Source organism: Micromonospora sp. NPDC048830 (genome assembly GCF_043198215.1).
Taxonomy (GTDB): Bacteria; Actinomycetota; Actinomycetes; order Mycobacteriales; family Micromonosporaceae; genus Micromonospora.
Map to the genome: position 1 here is coordinate 54,043 of NZ_JBICUP010000038.1, position 16,177 is coordinate 70,219.

Below are 16,177 nucleotides of genomic sequence, written 5' to 3' on the forward strand. Positions count from 1 at the left end.
GGGCGGGCGCGGCGGCCCGGTTCGCCCGGACCGCGCGTCAGTGGCCTTCGGTAATGGCCGGCGATGCGGATTCCCGGGTGGCGCGCAGGCTGGTGAGGGTGACGACGACCAGCACGCCGATGATGACGGCGAGCGAGGCGAGCGTCGGGATCTGCGGCACGCCGGGCCAGACGCCGTGCGCCCAGTGCAGCCCGAGCTTCACGCCGATGAAGGCGAGGATGATCGCCAGGCCGTAGCTGAGGTGCACGAGGCGGCTCAGCGCGGCGTGCAGCACGAAGTAGAGGGCGCGCAGGCCCAGCAGGGCGAACGCGTTGGTGGCGAAGACCAGGTACGGGTCCTCGGTGATGCCGTAGACCGCCGGCACCGAGTCCACGGCGAAGACCACGTCGGTGGCGAGCACCGCGACCACCACCAGGGCGAACGGGGTGAGTGCCCGCCGGCCGCCCTGCCGCACGGTCATCCTCGTGCCCTGGTACTCGTCGACGACCGGCATGAACCGGCGCAGCAGCCGCACCGACCGCATCCGGTTGATGTCGACCTCCTGCTCGTGGCCGGAGACGGCGTCGCGGAGCAGCTTGACCGCGGTGGCGACGAGGATGAGGCCGAACAGCAGGAACGCGAAGTCCAGCGTCTTGAGCGCCGCCGCGCCGAGGGCGATGAAGACGGCCCGCAGCACCAGCGCGCCGGCGATGCCGTAGAGCAGCACCCGCTGGGCGAGCACGGCCGGCACCGCGAACGCGGCCAGCAGCAGCATGAACACGAACAGGTTGTCGACGGAGAGCGACTTCTCCACCAGGTAACCGGTCAGGTACTCCAGGCCCTGCGCGGAGCCGTACCGGGACCAGACCCAGCCGCCGAAGGCCAGCGGCAGGGCGATGTAGAACGCCGACCAGCCGAGCGCCTCCCTGAGCGAGACCTCGTGCGGCCGGCGGGTCACCAGGAAGTCCAGGACCAGCAGGGCGAGCACGCCCGCGATGGTCACCGCCCAGAGCGTGGGCGTGCCCACCGACGCCAGCTCGGCGGCAGACAGGTACGACAATTCGGTCATGGAGCCCCCTCGAACACCGTGTCATGTTCGAGGTCTCCTTCACCCACGCAGCCGTGGGCAACCACCCGGGGCACGCCCCGGGCGCGCCGTACTGACCGGAATGGTTCGTGGGAAGTACTCCCCTCGTGGCGCCAAGGTTAGGGCACCCTCCGCCGGGTCGCCAAGCCGACTTCCCGGCCGTCACCGCCCGTTCCCCGGCCGTCACCGTCGATGTCCCGCCGTCACCGTCGACGTTCCCGGCCGTCACCGTCGATCTCCCGGCCGTCACCCGGTGCTCGCGCCGCCACCGGCCGCCGCCCGGGTCGCCGCGAGGACGTCGGCGACGTCGAGGTCGGCCAGGCACGCCGGGCCGGACGGGTCCAGCGGGCAGCGGGCCTGCCACCAGCAGGGCTGCTCGGTGATCGCCGTGGGCAGCCGGTGGGGACATTCGGGCAGCCCCTGGAGGTCGACGCCGGCGGAGGCCACGCTCACGGCCGTCCCGCCGACCCGGGTCGGCACGCCGGGTTCGGCCAGCGTGCCCGCCCCGGCCAGCGTGCCGGCCCCGGCCAGCGTGCCGGCCCCGGCCACCACCCGGGCTTCGGCCATGCCGTACCGGCGGGCGTCGGTCGGGCCGAACAGGCCCACCGTCGGCGACCCGGCCGCGGCGGCCAGCCGGACCGGCCCGGTGTCCGGCCCCACCACCACCCCGCCGCGCCGGGCGACGGCCGCGAACTGGCCGGCCAGGACGGGCAGGTCGCCCCGGGGCAGCGGCACCGCCACCGGGTCGACCGGGTCGGCTCCGACGGTCAGCACGGGATGACCGAGCCGGGTCAACGCGGCGGCCAGGTCCCGCCACCGCCCGGCCGGCCAGCGCTTCACCGCCATCCCCGCGTCGGTGACCAGCACCACCGGGGGCGCGGCCGGCTCGCCGACCAGGCGGGCCACGGCCCGTTCCCCGGCCGCCCGCGCCGCCGCCGGCAGGTGCACGCGCGGCCGGGTGGTCACGTCGACCCGGTCGAGCAGCCCCTCGGCGTGCAGGATCGCCAGGTAGCGCTCCCCCACCGGCTGGTCGGGCGGCGGCCGGCGCCACAGGTCGGTGACGCAGCGCGCGCCGCTGGCCTCCAGCAGGTCGGGGATGCCGTCGTACCGGGTGGTGGTGACGGCCAGGTCCGGCGGGGCGGCGGCGAGGGCGTCGAGGACCGCCTCCCGCTCCGCGCCGGGCCGGCCGTGCCGGGGCGTACGCACGTGCGTCACCGCCGGGTCCGCGCGGACCAGCTCCGCCCCGGGCTCGTGGGTGAGCACCCGCAGCCGGGCACGGGGGTTACGGCGGGCCAGGCCGTGCACCGCGGGCAGCAGCATCAGCAGGTCGCCGATCCCGCCAAGCAGGTCCACGACCAGGATCTCGCCGTACGTCTCCGCCACCGGTCACCCCCTCAGCAGCCCCGCGTACAGGTCCCGGTGCGCGGCGGCCACCCGCGGCCAGGAGTACGCGGCGACGAACGCGCGCCCCCGCTCGGCCAGCCGCCGGCGCAGCACCGGGTCGGACAGCAGCCGCCGCAGCGTGGCGACGATCTCCGCGCTGTCCCGGCGGGCGCGGATCACCGCCACCGCGCCGCTGCCGCTCAGCTCGTCCTCCCCGTCGGGCACGGTCACCGCGGTCGGGACGCCGTGGGCCAGGGCGGCCAGCAGCGCCCCGCTCTTCGTGCCCACCCCGGCGGTGAACGGCAGCACCACCACGTCGGCGGCGTGCAGCGCGGCGGAGACCCGCTCGGCCGGCAGGTGCCCGGTGAAGGTCACCGCGTCGGCCACCCCGTACCGCCGGGCCAGCCCGGTCAGCTCGCCCCGGTACGCCGCCGCCTCCGCCTCGGGCAGCGCCTGGGAGGTGAACCCGCCGACCACCAGCAGGCGCAGGTCGGGGTGCGTCCGGCGCAGCTCGGGCAGCGCCTCGATCAGGTGCCGCAGCCCCTTCACGGGGTGGACGAAGCCGAAGAACGCCAGCAGCGGCGCGCCCTCGGCCAGCCCCAGCTCCGCGCGCAGCCGCAGCCCCTCGGTGGCCGCCCCCGGCTGGTCGGTGACGTTCGGGGCGATGGGCACGTGCACCGGCTCCCGGCCGGTGCGGGCGCGCACCACGGCGGCGTGGGCCGGGTTCGTGACGACGACGGCGCCACTGGCCGGCACGAGCCGGCCGGTCTCCCGGCACCACCGGCCGCCGCGCTCCACGATCGACCACAGGGGGCCGGGCAGCCAGCCGGGGGCCGCCCACGCGCCGTACTCGTGCAGGGTGGTGACCAGCGGGACGCCCCGGGGCAGCCGCAGCGGCAGCAGGCCGGGGACGCGGGAGAACCGGTACGCCGACGGGGCGAACTGCACGTGCACCACGTCGGGCCGCAGCCGGCGGGCCTGCCTGACCGCCCGGCCGCAGGCCGCCCACCACCGGGCGGGCGACGTCCCGCCGTCCGGGCACACGCCGACGGCGGTGGCGTCGACGCCCGCCTCGGCCAGGGCCCGGGCCAGCCGCGCCACGTAGTCGCTGACCCCGTCGGCGTCGGGCCGGCCGGGGCCGTGCAGCAGGGCCACCCGGATCGGGCGCTCGTCGGCCACGCCACCCCCTCGCCTCGCGCCGTCGCGGGCGGATTCCCGGGGCCTTACCAGGCAAACGCGCGCCGCCTACGGTGTACCGATGAGCGAGCGCGAGATCCAGGCGGGCGTCGGCGTAGGGCCCCTCGCCGGCGTACGGGTGGTCGAGCTGGCCGGCATCGGGCCCGGCCCGTTCGCGGCGATGATGCTGGCGGACCTGGGCGCCGACGTGGTCCGGGTCGACCGGGTCCCCGACGTGGACCCGACGGCGTTCGGCACGCCGCACCCCGACCTGCTGAACCGGGGCCGCCGCTCGGTGGCCGTGGACCTGAAGTCGGCCGGCGGCCGGGAGGCGGTGCTGGCCCTGGTCGCCGGCGCGGACGCGCTGGTCGAGGGCTTCCGCCCCGGGGTCACCGAGCGGCTCGGCCTCGGCCCGGCCGACTGCCTGGCGGTCAACCCCCGCCTGGTGTACGGGCGGATGACCGGCTGGGGGCAGGACGGCCCGAACGCCCCGTACGCCGGCCACGACATCGACTACATCGCGCTGACCGGGGCGCTGCACGGCATCGGCCGCGCCGGGGAGCGCCCGGTGCCACCGCTGAACCTGCTCGGCGACTTCGGCGGCGGCGGGATGATGCTCGCCCTGGGCGTCGTCTCCGCCCTGTACGCCGTCGCCGGCGGGGCCCGGGGCCAGGTCGTCGACGCGGCCATCGTGGACGGTGTCGCCGTGCTGTCCACGATGATCCACGCGCTGCGCCGGACCGGCATGTGGCAGGACCCGCGCGGGGTGAACCTGCTCGACGGCGGCGCACCGTTCTACGACACGTACGAGTGCGCCGACGGCCGGCATCTCGCCGTCGGCGCGCTGGAGCCCCGCTTCTACGACGAGCTGGTGCGGCGTACGGGCTTCCCGCTGCCCGGCGACGAGGCGCCCGACCGCAACGACCCGGCGAACTGGCCGGCGCTGCGCGAGGCGTGGGGGCGGCTGTTCCGCACCCGTACCCGCGACGAGTGGACGACGCTGCTCGGCTCCTCGGACGCCTGCGTCGCGCCGGTGCTGGACTGGGCGGAGGCCCCGCGGCACCCGCACCTGGCGGCCCGGGGGGTGTTCGTGGAGCACGCCGGGGCGACCCAGCCGGCCCCCGCGCCCCGGTTCTCCGGCACCCCGACGGCGCTGCGCCGGCCGCCGCCGCACGCCGGCGAGCACACCGCCGAGGTGCTGGCCGAGGCGGGCCTCACCGCCGACCGGATCGCCGCCCTGCGCGCCGAGGGGTCGGTGGCCTGACAGGCCGGCCGGGGTCGGTGGCCTGGCGGGTGGGCAGGGGTCGGTCGCCCGGCGGCCCCGCGACCTCCCCCGGTCCCGCCGGCCCTGGGCGTCAGGCGCGGCGCATGGTGGCGGCGCCCGGCGCGAGGGCCGGCTCGACCATGTCCCGGTAGTCGCGCGGCAGCTGCACCACCACGTCGTCGAACTCGCCGCCCGTGATCGCCTCGCGCAGGGTGACGAACACCGCCTGCACCGCCCCCCGCGCGGACCGCTCGTCGAGGCCCGCCCGCTGGCCCGTCCGGGCGACGAACTCGGCCGCACCGAACCGGTCCGCGGCCTCCGTGTCCGGGCTGGGCCGCAGCACCAGCTGCAACGGCTTGGGCAGCTGCGCCGCGAGGTCGAGCACCTCACCGCCGGTCAGCCGCTCGGCGAGGGTCTCCAGCGTGGCCCGGGTCAGCTCGACGGCCCGCTCGGAGTCCACCCGCGCCCGCCGGGCCACCAGGTCGATGAAGGTGTCGTAGTTCATGCGGCGCTCCTTCCGCTGCCTCGGACGGCCCGCGTACCCGTACCGAAAGGGCGGAAACGCCCCCGGTGGCCGGCGGAGATCGCGGCCCGCGACCGGGCGTGAGCGGCCCCTGCGCGGGTAACCGCGGCCGGTCGTGACGGAGCGAGAAGCCGCGAGGAGCGCACACCATGGCGAGCTACGACGAGGTCCTGCGGTACCTGTCCAGCCTGGACTATCCCGCGGGAAAGGCCGACGTGCTCCGCGAGGCCGAGCGGGAGGGCGCCCCGCCGGACGTGCTGAAGGCGTTGCGGGCCCTGCCGCCGGTGGACTACGCCAACGGCAACGAGGTGGCGCGGTCCGCCGGCATCGAGGCGGCCCCCGAGGTCGGCCCGGCGCAGCGCGCGGCGCAGGCCCGGGACCGGCACCCGCGCGTGTCGCAGCACGTGCGCCGCATCTGAGCGCCGGTACGTCGACGAGTGTCGGAGAGAGGGGAACCCTCCTCTACCGGGGGCGACAATACCGGGGGCGACAAGAAGCGGCCCTTCCTTGCCCGCCGGCCGGACGGGCACACCCCGGCGGCGGTGCAGCTCACGGTGATGGGGCTCGTCGGCGCGCTGGCCGGCGGCCTGTCCGCGGTCCTGGTCTCGCCGGTCCTCGGCCCCCTGGTCGGCTGGGACGCGGCGGCGCTGGCCTGGCTGGTGCTTGTCTGGCGGTCGCTGTGGCCGCTGGACGCCCAACGCACCGCCCGGCTGGCCGTGTACGAGGACCCGAACCGGGCCGTCCGGGACGTACTGCTGCTGAACGCCTGCCTGGCCAGCCTCGTCGCGGTCGCGGTGGTGCTGGCCGCCGCGCCCCGAGTCCCGTCCGGGCTGCTCCAGACCGCCTACGGCGTGCTGGGCGTGGTCAGCGTGCTGCTCTCCTGGCTGGTGGTGCACACCGTCTTCACGGCCCGGTACGCGCGCGTCTACTACACCGGAGCCGACGGCGGGGCGGTGTTCCACCAGGAGGAGCGGCCCCGCTACTCGGACTTCGCGTACCTGGCGTTCACCGTGGGGATGACGTTCCAGGTCTCCGACACGGACCTGACCAACAACGAGATGCGGACGATCGTGCTGCGGCACTCGCTGCTGTCGTACCTGTTCGGGGCGATCATCATCGCGGCGACCGTGAACCTGCTGGCCAGCCTGGCCCGGTGAGCCCTGGCCGGCCTGGCCCGGTGAGCCCTGGCCGGCCTGGCCCGGTGAGCCCGAGACCGAGGGACCAGGCAGGCAGCGACAGGACGCCGGGGACAGGCGGGCGCCCGGGCCGCGAACCGCGACCAGGGCGCCAACAGGAGCCTGTCCCCTGGCGGTGATCGCGACCCGAACCGGGTCGCACCGCCGACCGTCGCCGCCCACCCGAACCGGGCGGGGCGCGACTGCTGCGATCATCCTATCGTCCGCATCAGCCGTACGGTCAAGTTTCAGGCAGCTGCGGGCGCGATCACGATCATCCGGTCAGCTCGGCGTACCGCTTCTCCAGCTCCACCCGGGCGAGCGCGCCGACCAGCCAGGCCAGCCGCTCGGACTCCCCGCTGCCGGCCAGACCGGCCAGATCACGCGCGGAGCGCCCGAGGCCCAGCCGGCGTGCGGCGGCGAGGGCCTTGCGGTCCGCCACCGGGGCGACCTCCCGCCACAGCGCCTGCACCTCGCGCAGGAACAGCTCCGTCGCCTCGGCGCTCACCCCGGGCAGCTCCGCCAGCAGCGCCCGCTCGCCCGCCGGGTCGTAGTGCCCGGAGCCGCGCAACCGGCGCAGGTCGCCCCGGTACCGGTCCACGACGGTCCGGGCCAGGTCGCCGAGGGTGTCGGCGAGCGCCCCCACGTCGCCACGCTGCCCGGCCTCGCGCAGCACCCGCACCCGGTCGGCGTGCAGCGACCGGGCCAGCCGGGCGGCGCTGTCCCAGCCGGCGTCGCGCAGGGCCGCTGCGGCGTCCACCGCCCGCCGGAAGTCGCCCCGGCGGGCCAGCAGGACCGACAGGACGAGCAACTGAAACAGGCTCGACGGGTTGTTGGTGACCGGGAAGCCGTACTGCTCGGCGAAACCGCGCCCGCTGCCGGCGAGCCGGCGTACCAGGCGCTTCTTGTCCTCGATGCTGGAGATCGCACTGGTCGGCATGCCCGCGACTACCCGCGGCGCCGCCCGTCACTCCTGCCGGCGGTCGGCCCAGGACGTCCCCGGCGGTCAGCTCAGGATGTCGCCGTGCCGGGTACGCGCCTTGAGCCGGGTGGTCGGCAGCTCGGGCGCCGGCAGCGGCGGGGCGGGATCGTCGGCGACCACGCCGAAGCGGCGGCCGGCCATCCAGTCCGCCCGGGCCGCGGCGACCTCCTCGTGCGAGCGGCCCACGAAGTTCCACCACATCACCAGCGGCTCCTCGAACGGCACGCCGCCGAGCAGCAGCAGGTGGCTGCCGGGGGCCGCGTGCAGGGTGAGGCTCTCCCGCCCGGCCGCGAGGTAGAGCAGCGCACCGGGCGCCACCGGCACGTCGCCCACCTGGGCGGAGCCGGACATCGCCAGCAGGCCGTACTCGAAGTCACGGCGCAACGGCAGCCGGGCCGGCGCGCCGCCACGGGCGACGAGCTGCGCGCCGACCAGCGGGGTGTGCACCACGGCCGGGGACCGCTCCCCCGCGATCTCGCCGGCCAGCAGCGTCACGTCGAGGTCGCCGTCGCGCCAGACGGGCAGGTCGGCGTGGTGCGCGAAGTCCGCCGCGCCGGCCCGCGCCGCGTCCGGCAGGGCCACCCACAGCTGTACGCCGTGCATCACCGGCGGGTGCGCGGCGGGCGAGCGCTCGGAGTGGGCGATGCCGTGGCCGGAGGTCATCACGTTGAGCTGGCCGGGGCGGATCGGCTGGACGTTGCCGAGGCTGTCCCGGTGCACGATCTCCCCGTCCAGCAGCCACGTGACGGTCTGCAGGCCCGTGTGCGGGTGCGGCGGCACCTCCATCCCGGGCCGGTCGGCGACGTCGTCCGGGCCGAAGTTGTCCACGAAGCACCACGCCCCGACCATCCGGCGCTGGCGCTGCGGCAGCAGCCGGCGCACCGTCGTGTAGCGGCCGAGCGGCACGTCGTGCCCGGGCAGCAGCACGCTCCCCGGGTCGACGGGCGCCACGCCCGGCGGGCGGGTCTGCGCGGGCAACGATTCGGTACGGTCCACCGCCCGACTGTACGCGCACCAGCACCGCTGCCTCGGAGGATGCCGCTGGCCGGGCTGTTCGCTGTGCGCTGTGCGCTGCTCGTTGCTCGCTGCTCGTTGCTCGTTGCTCGCTGCTCGCTGCTCGCTGTGGGGGCTGGGGGCGACCGTGCCCGGCTTCGGGCGGTCAGGCTTGATCCCTACGCCGGGCACGGTCGCCCCCAGCCCGTGGTGGTCGCTGTCCGCCCGTGAGTAGCGGTCGTCATCCGGTACGCGGTCGCGTGGGACGCTGCTGGCCGGCACCCCCGTTCTCTGGGGTGCCGGCCAGCGGCGTTGCTTGTGTCTGTGTCAGCTGTTCCAGTAGTGGGCGACGAGGTCGGCGGCCTGCTGCTCCCACTGCGCGTACGCGTCCGGGTACGCCGACACCTGCACCGTCTGCGCGCCGTCGGTCAGCGGCATGTCCTGCCACCCGTCCACCTGCTTCAACCCCTTCAGGAACGCCGTCGTCGAGTACTCCGGGTCGGTGATCTGCTCCGGGCTGCCCCAACCCGACGACGGGCGCTGCTGGAACAGGCCCAGCGAGTCGTGGTCGTTACGGTCACCCAGATGCCCCAGGTTCTCCAACTTCGACTCCTGCAGGCTGGTGGCGATCGAAACGACGGCGGTCCGCTCGGGCAGGCCGGCCTTCTTCGTCGCGGCGACGATCGCCTTCGCGTTCGCGACCTGCTCATCGTTCAGGCCGATCTTCGACTGCTCGCCCTGCACCCCATGCGGAATCAGCTTCGCCCTGTCCACACCGGGCTTTCACCACCGGCACCATCCGCATCGCACCGGACCGTAAACACGTTGTGTTGCCGCGGCTCGGTCGTCTGAGGCTGCACGAGTCGGCTCGTAAACTCGCCCGCCGCGTGGAGGCCGGCACCGCCCGGATCATGTCCGCGACCGTCCGGCGCGACGGCGGACGGTGGCACGTGGCGTTCACCGTGCAGATCGACCGGACCGACCGGCGACCCGCCCAGCCCGGGTCAGTGGTTGGCGTGGACGTCGGGATCACGCATCTCGCGGTGTTGTCCACCGGTGAGTGTGTGCCGAACCCGCGCCACCTGCACCGTGCGCAGCGGGTCCTGCGCAGGCTGGGTCGTGGCCTGTCCCGCACGGCAGGCCCGGACCGGCGCACCGGAGCACGGCCGTCGAAGCGGTGGCACCGAGCGCAGGCCCGACTCGCTCGCGCGCACGCCCGGGTGGCGAACCTCCGCCGCGACGGGCTGCACAAGCTCACCACCCGGCTGGCCCGTGAGCACGGCACGATCGTGGTCGAGGACCTGAATGTGTCCGGGATGCTGGCCAACCGGCGTCTGGCCCGGCACATCGCCGACGCCGGGTTCGCCGAACTACGCCGACAACTCACCTACAAGACCGGATGGAACGGGGGTCGGCTGATCGTGGCCGACCGCTGGTATCCGTCCTCGAAGACCTGCTCGGGTTGCGGCACGGTGAAAGCCAAGCTGGCCCTGGCCGAGCGTACCTACACCTGCGCCACCTGCGGCCTGGTTCTGGACCGGGATCTGAACGCCGCACGCAACCTCGCCGCGCTCGCGGGTGAGGCTGTCGACGCCCGGAGTGGCCGGGAGTCGCTAAACGGACGTGGAGCCGACCGTAAGACCCCGCTCGCGGGGCAGGTGGCCGTGAAACGTCAACCCGGCACCGCACCAGCGGGTCAGACCGTCCCACCGCAAGGCAGGACTACCAATCACATGCTCACCAGAGCGCACTGATAGGTAACGGTATCACCGTGCTGGCTCCGGGGCATCGTGCTGCTCGGTCGTGCGTCAGGTGTAACGACCCCGCCCCGGCCACGATTCCGCCCCCACGATGCCGCCGGTCACACCCCACGACCCCTACGAACCGGACAGGCAAGGCAAATCGCCGCAGTCGGGTCGGGTGATCGACTTGATGTCGCCGACATGGCGGCATCCGGAGTGCTCGGACACCCTTATGTCGCCGACATCGAGTTGATCAAGACGCGGCGACCGCCCTCGGACCGGGGTGGGGCCCGCCGTGACCGGCGCAGGGATCAAGCCTGACCGCCCGGAGCCGGTCACGGCGGGGCCCCACCCCACCCGCACCTACCCCCGCCAGGAGCTGCCGCGGTAGATGGTCCCCCGGTACTCGGGCTTCTCCTCGACCACGTCGACCGCCACGTCGACCGCCACGTCGACAGGCGCCCGACGGGCCGCCCGCGCCCGCCGCACCCGGGTCACCACGAACCAGCCCAACCCCACCGCGCACACCGCGATCACCACGTTCTGGAACGTGCCCACGTAGCTCTCGACGACGTGCCAGTTCTCCCCGAGCAGATACCCTGCCATCACGAAGACGGTGTTCCAGATCAGGCTGCCCAGGGTCGTGTACACCAGGAAGGTCCGCACCGGCATCCGTTCCACCCCGGCCGGGATGGAGATGAGACTCCGGAACACCGGAATCATCCGGCCGAAGAACACGGCCTTCACCCCGTGCCGGAGGAACCACGCCTCCGTCCGGTCGACGTCCTCCAGCTTGATCAGCGGCAGCCGCGCGGCGATGGCCCGCATCCGGTCCCGGCCCAGCATCGCGCCGATCGCGTACAGCGCGAGCGCGCCGAGCACCGACCCGAGCGTCGTCCAGCCGATCGCGCCGACCAGGCTGATCTTCCCCTGGCTGGCCGCGAACCCGGCCAGCGGCAGGATCACCTCGCTGGGGATCGGCGGGAACAGGTTCTCCAGCGCGACCGCCAGCCCGGCGCCGGGGCCGCCGAGCCGCTCGACCAGGCCCGTGACGAATCCGACCGGCCCGTCGGAGCCGGGCTCGGAAGCGGAGGCGACCGTACGGGGGAAGGGCAGGAGCGGCTGCGTGCTGATCATCAGACAAAGTTAGTGACCGTTTTCGCCAACTGCCACGCCTCCGGCAAGCAGCGAACGCCACGGCATCGAAGGAGGATTCACAGGGTGCAGCCGCCGTCATGACAGCCGATCCCCGAGCGGGAATCAGTCGTCCTCGTCGTCCCCGCCCGACTGAGAGTACGGGACGAGCAGGGCACCGAGCTGCTGGGCCGCCTCTCCCCTGATCCGTTCCCTGTCGATCGCCTCGGCGACGCGCTCGCGCAGGTCCCGGATCCGTTTGATCCGGTCGTTCGGCTTGCCGCGTTCCAGGTCCCGAACCTTGTCGCGCAGTTCGTCGGCCGTCTTCGGGTCGATCTCGCCCCGGGCCTCCGCCTCGTCCACCACGGCGACGATCGCGGCGGCCAGTTCCCGGAGGCTGACCGGTCGCGTCTGCGCGGTGGTCGGCGGGGCGGTGCTCGGGGTGGCCGCCTCGGTCGGCGTCGCCGCCTCGGTCGGCTGCTCCTCCTGGGTACTGGTCTCGGGCCCCGCGGCCGGCGGGGTCGGTGAGCCGCCGTCGAGGGCGAGCAGCCCGACCAGCCCGAGCAGCAGCGCCACGCCCGCTGCGACGAGGACGCCGACGAGGCGGTTGCTTCGGCGCGGCGCGGCGGGCGGCGGACCCGGACGGACCGCGGCGGCCGCCGCGGCGCGGGGCGGGACCGGTCGGGCGGGCGGGCCGGCGCGGTCGATCAGGGTGGGCGGGTGCGCGGCGGCGCCGCGCACGGTGGGCAGTATCGCCGTCGGCGGGCCGGCCGTCGGCGCCGCACCGAGCCGGGCCGCCAGGTGGGCGGCGGTGGGCCGGTCGGCCGGGTCGGCGGAGAGGCAGGCCAGGGTGAGCGCGGCGACCTCCGGGGGCAGCCCGGGGGCCTGCGGGGGCGGAACGGGGGCGGGACGGGCGTGCACCGCGAGGGCGTCCTCCCAGCTCTGCACGGGCAGCGGGGCCCGGCCGGTGAGGGTCCGGTAGAGCAGAGCGCCGAGGGCGTAGACGTCGCTGGCCGGGTTCGGCGGCCCGGGGGTGAGCCGTTCCGGCGCGAAGTACGCGGGCGTGCCCATCACCAGCTCGCCGGTCTGCCCGCTGAGCGGGTGGTGCGGCCCGGCGAGGGCGGCGATGCCGAAGTCGAGCACCTTGGCGCCGGTCTCGGTGAGCATGACGTTGCCCGGCTTGATGTCCCGGTGCACCACGCCGATGCGGTGGGCGGCGGCCAGCGCGGCGGCGACCTGCCCGGCCGTCCGGACGGCCTCCGGCCAGGGCAGCGGTCCGGCGGCGAGCCGGTCGGCGAGGTTGCGCCCCTCGACCAGTTCCATCACCAGGTACGGCACCACCCTGCCGCCGGCCAGGGTCGCCTCGCCGTAGTCGTACACCTGGGTGACGTGCGGATGGGTGAGCCGGGCGGCGGCGCGGGCCTCACGCTGGATGGCGGCCCGCAGCTGCGGGTCGGTGGCGAGCTGCGCGGCGAGGGCCTTGACCGCGACGGGCCGGTGCAGCACCTCGTCGTCGGCGCGCCACACCTCGGACATCCCGCCGAGGCCGATGCGCTCGCGCAGGACGTACCGGTCGTGCAGCCGGAGGGTGGGAGTGAACGGCGACATGATGGGGTCCAGTCTGCCTGCCGGGCGCCGCCGCGCACCAACCGCGGGTGCCCGATCCGACCCCGGGAGTCCCGTCCGTGCCACGGCGGGCGGACTGCCGTGAGCTGCCCCGGGCGGGCGGACCGTCGTGCGCTGCCCGGCGAGTGCGCCACGTCAGGGCCGGCGGGCGACCGCCCCGCCGGCGTCCGCCGCCGCCGGGCTCGGCCCGGCGGCCGACCTCAGCCCGGGTACAGCTCGTCGCGCAGCCGGGTGAGCAGGTCCGGCGTCCGTTCGGGTGGCTCGGCCTCGACGCAGAGCCGTTCCATGGCCGCCGCGTAGTAGTCCAGGTCCTCCCGCTTGTCGAGGTAGAGGGCGCTGGTGAGCTGTTCGATGTAGACGATGTCCGGGAGGTCCTGGTCGCCGAAGCGGAGGATGGTGAAGGCGCCGCCCGCCGCCGCGTGCCCGCCCGCCTCGAACGGGATGACCTGCACCCGCACGTGTGGCGAGCGGGTCGCCTCGATCAGGGCGGTGAGCTGGCCGCGCATCACCGCGGGCCCGCCGATGGGCCGGCGCAGCGCCGCCTCGTCGATCACCGCCCACAGCTGCGGCGGCTCCGGGCGGCTCAGCAGTTCCTGGCGCCGCATGCGCAGGCCCACCCGGCGGTCGATCTCCTCGACGCCGGCGCGGGGGTGGCCGAGCAGGACGACCGCCCGGGCGTACCCGGGGGTCTGGAGCAGGCCGGGCACGAACTGGACCTCGTAGCTGCGGATCAGGGCGGCGGCCGACTCCAGGCCCAGGTAGGACTGGAACCAGGAGGGCAGCACGTCGCCGTACCGGTGCCACCAGCCGGGGCTGTTCGCGTCCCGGGCGAGCTTGAGCATGGCCGCCCGCTCGTCGGCGTCCACCACCCCGTACAGGGTCAGCAGGTCGGCGACGTCGCGCTCCTTGAAGCCGACCCGGCCCAGCTCCATCCGGCTGATCTTCGACTCGGAGGCCCGGATCTCCCAGCCGGCGCCCTCCCGGGTCACCCCCCTGGCCTCGCGCAGCCGGCGCAGCTGTGCCCCGAGCAGCATGCGCAACACGGTCGGACCGGTGGCCGGACCGCCTCCGGTGGGAACCATCGTCACGCCCCGACCCTCCACCTGGCAGCTCTCGCCGGCCGGGCCCCACCCCGGCCGACGTGTAAGCATGCCATGGACCGATAGTGAGTCGAATCCGTGGCGTATGGACTCGCCCTCCCACATCACGGGACGCGGTCGGCCGGTGACGCGAAGTCAGTTGATCAGGTGATCGAAGTCCCCGTCGCGGGCGCCGAGGACGAAGGCGGCGATCTCGTCCACCGTGTAGATCAGCGCCGGCCCCTCGGGGTGGCGCGAGTTGCGGACGGCGATCCCGGCGCCGTCGGGAAGTTCGGCCAGCTCGACGCAGTTGCCGCTGGGATTGCTCCGCCGGCTCTTCTGCCACGTCAGCGCGGGAAGCTGGGCGGCGGGAACGCCGTTGGGTGGCTGCTGCATGGGGCGTCCTTCTCCTCGGGGGCCTGCCGATGCCGCGGGAGGAGCGGTGCTGGCGAGGGGGTGCCTGACGAACAGTTGCATCTGCACGTGCATCTGCTATTGCATCTGCACTGGGCAGCGAGCATGATAGCGCAGATGGGACGGTACCCATCCGCTCACTTTGGGTTACCCGACCTGGGCTCGTACCAGGCAAACGTGAGACCGAACGGGCGTTGGCCGTCGCCCGCCGGCCGACACGGCGAGGGGAGGGCTCGTGCCGGATCCGCTGACCATCGCGTCCGGGATCTCAGCCGCCGGCGCCCTCGTCTCCGCGTGGCAGTTGCGCCGCCGAGCCCAGGTCGCCGAGGCGGAGATCGCGCACCTGCGGGCCGAACTGGCCGCCGAGCGCCACGCCGCAAGCCACGATCCGCTGACCGGGCTACCCAACCGGCGCGCGTTCTTCCGGCTGGCCGCGGCACTGCTGACCAACGCCGCCTGCCAACCGCTGATCGCCGTGGTGCTCGACCTGGACGACTTCAAGCAGGTGAACGACCGGTACGGTCACGCCGCCGGGGACAAGGTGCTGATCTGCGTGGCCGAGCGGCTGGCCGCCTTCGCCGGGGACAACCTGGTGGCCCGGCTCGGCGGCGACGAGTTCGCGGGCCTGCTGGCCGGTCCCACCGTCGACCGGTGGTGGATCGAGCACGCCACCCGGCGGCTCTGCGAGTCGCTCGCCGCGCCGATCCCGCTGGGCACCCGCAGCCTGCGGGTGACCGCCTCGGTCGGGCTCGCCCCGGTCACCTGCCCGACCCAGCTCACCGAGGCGCTCGACCGCGCCGACGCGGCCATGTACCAGGCGAAGAGCCTCGGCGCGTCCCGGCCCGCCCGCCAACTCGTCGGGGACCTCCCGGGCCCGGTCCAGCTCGTCGACAGCGCGTGACCTCGCCGCGCCCCGACGCGCCGGCTGCCGCCCGGGCGCCGCGACAGAGGGTCAGCGCCAGCCGTAGCCGGCCCGCAGGGCCCGCCCGATCCGGTCGAAGCGGGCCCGGTCGAGCACCGCGCCCTCGCGCCGGATGCTGTCCTCACGCATGGTGAGCACCCGGTCGAGCCGGACCCAGCTGGGCCGGCTCTCGCGGTCCCACGCGCCCGGGCCGAGGGACAGCCAGTGCCGCTGGCCGTCCCGCTCGCTCTGACTGGACAGCATCAGCCCGAACAGGGTCCGGCTCTGCCGGCCGACGACCAGCACCGGCCGGTCCTTGCCCTGCCTCGGGTCGTCCTCGTAGGGCACCCAGGTCCAGACGATCTCACCCGGGTCGGCCTGGCCGTCCGGCTCCGGGGCGTAGCTCAGCTCCCGTCGCTGCAACGCGGAGACCTGCCGGCGCCGCGCGACCTGGGCCGGGATCGACCCCGGCGTACGCGTGCGCGCGGCCCCGCCACCGGTCACCCGGCCGAGTCGGGACGCCACACTCCTCAACAGACCTGCCACGGCCGGCAGCCTAACCCGTCGCCGCCACTCCCGCCGACACGCGTCGCCGGGGCGCTCGTCGGGGTCACGGTGGAGTCGTTAACGATCCCCACGGATAAATCCGGGGGATTTTCCTCCGGGGCCAGGCCCTGGATTCCCAGCTCGGACCGCACCTGATCCACCGTCCCGGAAGG

General features: G+C 74.8%; 16 protein-coding genes and 1 pseudogene. 5 read left to right on the forward strand and 12 right to left on the reverse strand.

Annotated features, from left to right (window positions below; all coding sequences use genetic code 11):
- Window positions 1-37: 37 nt before the first annotated feature.
- The 3 genes from ACGFIZ_RS26395 to ACGFIZ_RS26405 form a co-directional block, all read right to left on the reverse strand.
- The gene (locus tag ACGFIZ_RS26395; RefSeq protein ID WP_393423478.1) at window positions 38-1,048 is read right to left on the reverse strand and encodes a TerC family protein; all 1,011 of its coding nucleotides are present in this window, start codon (window positions 1,046-1,048) and stop codon (window positions 38-40) included.
- A gap of 264 nt (window positions 1,049-1,312) precedes the next feature.
- On the reverse strand, window positions 1,313-2,449 hold the full coding sequence (locus ACGFIZ_RS26400) for a glycosyltransferase family 9 protein (protein ID WP_393423480.1): 1,137 nt from the start codon (window positions 2,447-2,449) through the stop codon (window positions 1,313-1,315).
- 3 nt (window positions 2,450-2,452) lie between these two features.
- The gene (locus ACGFIZ_RS26405) at window positions 2,453-3,628 is read right to left on the reverse strand and encodes a glycosyltransferase family 4 protein (RefSeq protein ID WP_393423481.1); all 1,176 of its coding nucleotides are present in this window, start codon (window positions 3,626-3,628) and stop codon (window positions 2,453-2,455) included.
- A 79-nt stretch (window positions 3,629-3,707) separates the two neighbouring features.
- Between ACGFIZ_RS26405 and ACGFIZ_RS26410 the strand changes: the two genes are divergently transcribed.
- Complete coding sequence (locus tag ACGFIZ_RS26410; RefSeq protein WP_393423483.1) at window positions 3,708-4,889, forward strand: CaiB/BaiF CoA transferase family protein; 1,182 nt, start codon at window positions 3,708-3,710, stop codon at window positions 4,887-4,889.
- Window positions 4,890-4,980: 91 nt separating this feature from the next.
- Here ACGFIZ_RS26410 and ACGFIZ_RS26415 read toward each other — a convergent pair whose 3' ends face one another.
- Window positions 4,981-5,394 carry a DUF2267 domain-containing protein gene (locus ACGFIZ_RS26415; protein ID WP_393423485.1) on the reverse strand — a complete coding sequence of 138 codons (414 nt, stop codon included), beginning with the start codon at window positions 5,392-5,394 and terminating at the stop codon, window positions 4,981-4,983.
- Between the two features lie 167 nt (window positions 5,395-5,561).
- Here ACGFIZ_RS26415 and ACGFIZ_RS26420 point away from each other — a divergent pair, with 167 nt between their 5' ends.
- Together ACGFIZ_RS26420 and ACGFIZ_RS26425 are read left to right on the forward strand one after the other, a co-directional pair.
- Window positions 5,562-5,831, forward strand: coding sequence for a DUF2795 domain-containing protein (locus ACGFIZ_RS26420; protein WP_393423487.1), 270 nt, complete (start codon window positions 5,562-5,564; stop codon window positions 5,829-5,831).
- A 123-nt stretch (window positions 5,832-5,954) separates the two neighbouring features.
- Window positions 5,955-6,569: a DUF1345 domain-containing protein gene (locus ACGFIZ_RS26425; protein WP_393423489.1), complete on the forward strand. Its 615-nt coding sequence runs from the start codon at window positions 5,955-5,957 to the stop codon at window positions 6,567-6,569.
- Between the two features lie 292 nt (window positions 6,570-6,861).
- Here ACGFIZ_RS26425 and ACGFIZ_RS26430 read toward each other — a convergent pair whose 3' ends face one another.
- From ACGFIZ_RS26430 to ACGFIZ_RS26440, 3 genes and pseudogenes are all read right to left on the reverse strand, one after another.
- On the reverse strand, window positions 6,862-7,527 hold the full coding sequence (locus ACGFIZ_RS26430) for a hypothetical protein (RefSeq protein WP_393423491.1): 666 nt from the start codon (window positions 7,525-7,527) through the stop codon (window positions 6,862-6,864).
- A gap of 66 nt (window positions 7,528-7,593) precedes the next feature.
- Window positions 7,594-8,565, reverse strand: coding sequence for a pirin family protein (locus ACGFIZ_RS26435; protein ID WP_393423493.1), 972 nt, complete (start codon window positions 8,563-8,565; stop codon window positions 7,594-7,596).
- 324 nt (window positions 8,566-8,889) lie between these two features.
- A pseudogene (locus tag ACGFIZ_RS26440) lies at window positions 8,890-9,333 on the reverse strand (hypothetical protein); the annotation flags it as partial.
- 32 nt (window positions 9,334-9,365) lie between these two features.
- On the opposite strand from ACGFIZ_RS26440, the gene tnpB reads away from it, so the two are divergent.
- Window positions 9,366-10,316: an IS607 family element RNA-guided endonuclease TnpB gene (tnpB, locus tag ACGFIZ_RS26445; protein WP_393423512.1), complete on the forward strand. Its 951-nt coding sequence runs from the start codon at window positions 9,366-9,368 to the stop codon at window positions 10,314-10,316.
- A 351-nt stretch (window positions 10,317-10,667) separates the two neighbouring features.
- On the opposite strand, the gene ACGFIZ_RS26450 is transcribed toward tnpB, so the two are convergent.
- The 4 genes from ACGFIZ_RS26450 to ACGFIZ_RS26465 form a co-directional block, all read right to left on the reverse strand.
- Window positions 10,668-11,441, reverse strand: coding sequence for a DedA family protein (locus ACGFIZ_RS26450; protein WP_393423495.1), 774 nt, complete (start codon window positions 11,439-11,441; stop codon window positions 10,668-10,670).
- A 123-nt stretch (window positions 11,442-11,564) separates the two neighbouring features.
- A complete protein-coding gene (locus ACGFIZ_RS26455; protein WP_393423497.1) occupies window positions 11,565-13,046 on the reverse strand; it encodes a protein kinase in 1,482 nt (493 codons plus the stop codon).
- A 218-nt stretch (window positions 13,047-13,264) separates the two neighbouring features.
- Window positions 13,265-14,098 carry a helix-turn-helix domain-containing protein gene (locus ACGFIZ_RS26460; protein WP_393423499.1) on the reverse strand — a complete coding sequence of 278 codons (834 nt, stop codon included), beginning with the start codon at window positions 14,096-14,098 and terminating at the stop codon, window positions 13,265-13,267.
- Window positions 14,099-14,299: 201 nt separating this feature from the next.
- On the reverse strand, window positions 14,300-14,539 hold the full coding sequence (locus ACGFIZ_RS26465) for a DUF397 domain-containing protein (RefSeq protein WP_393423501.1): 240 nt from the start codon (window positions 14,537-14,539) through the stop codon (window positions 14,300-14,302).
- A gap of 253 nt (window positions 14,540-14,792) precedes the next feature.
- Between ACGFIZ_RS26465 and ACGFIZ_RS26470 the strand changes: the two genes are divergently transcribed.
- The gene (locus tag ACGFIZ_RS26470; RefSeq protein ID WP_393423503.1) at window positions 14,793-15,458 is read left to right on the forward strand and encodes a GGDEF domain-containing protein; all 666 of its coding nucleotides are present in this window, start codon (window positions 14,793-14,795) and stop codon (window positions 15,456-15,458) included.
- 51 nt (window positions 15,459-15,509) lie between these two features.
- Here ACGFIZ_RS26470 and ACGFIZ_RS26475 read toward each other — a convergent pair whose 3' ends face one another.
- Entirely contained in the window at window positions 15,510-16,004 is a 495-nt protein-coding gene (locus ACGFIZ_RS26475) for a type II toxin-antitoxin system PemK/MazF family toxin (protein ID WP_393423505.1), read from the reverse strand.
- Window positions 16,005-16,177: the final 173 nt, after the last annotated feature.

Bases quoted from the DNA above. Each gene is read 5' to 3' on its own strand.
- ACGFIZ_RS26395 (WP_393423478.1), bottom strand. From the start codon at position 1,048: ATGACCGAATTGTCGTACCTGTCTGCCGCCGAGCTGGCGTCGGTGGGC.
- ACGFIZ_RS26410 (WP_393423483.1), top strand. From the start codon at position 3,708: ATGAGCGAGCGCGAGATCCAGGCGGGCGTCGGCGTAGGGCCCCTCGCC.
- ACGFIZ_RS26415 (WP_393423485.1), bottom strand. From the start codon at position 5,394: ATGAACTACGACACCTTCATCGACCTGGTGGCCCGGCGGGCGCGGGTG.
- ACGFIZ_RS26420 (WP_393423487.1), top strand. From the start codon at position 5,562: ATGGCGAGCTACGACGAGGTCCTGCGGTACCTGTCCAGCCTGGACTAT.
- ACGFIZ_RS26430 (WP_393423491.1), bottom strand. From the start codon at position 7,527: ATGCCGACCAGTGCGATCTCCAGCATCGAGGACAAGAAGCGCCTGGTA.
- ACGFIZ_RS26450 (WP_393423495.1), bottom strand. From the start codon at position 11,441: ATGATCAGCACGCAGCCGCTCCTGCCCTTCCCCCGTACGGTCGCCTCC.
- ACGFIZ_RS26455 (WP_393423497.1), bottom strand. From the start codon at position 13,046: ATGTCGCCGTTCACTCCCACCCTCCGGCTGCACGACCGGTACGTCCTG.
- ACGFIZ_RS26460 (WP_393423499.1), bottom strand. From the start codon at position 14,098: ATGCTGCTCGGGGCACAGCTGCGCCGGCTGCGCGAGGCCAGGGGGGTG.
- ACGFIZ_RS26465 (WP_393423501.1), bottom strand. From the start codon at position 14,539: ATGCAGCAGCCACCCAACGGCGTTCCCGCCGCCCAGCTTCCCGCGCTG.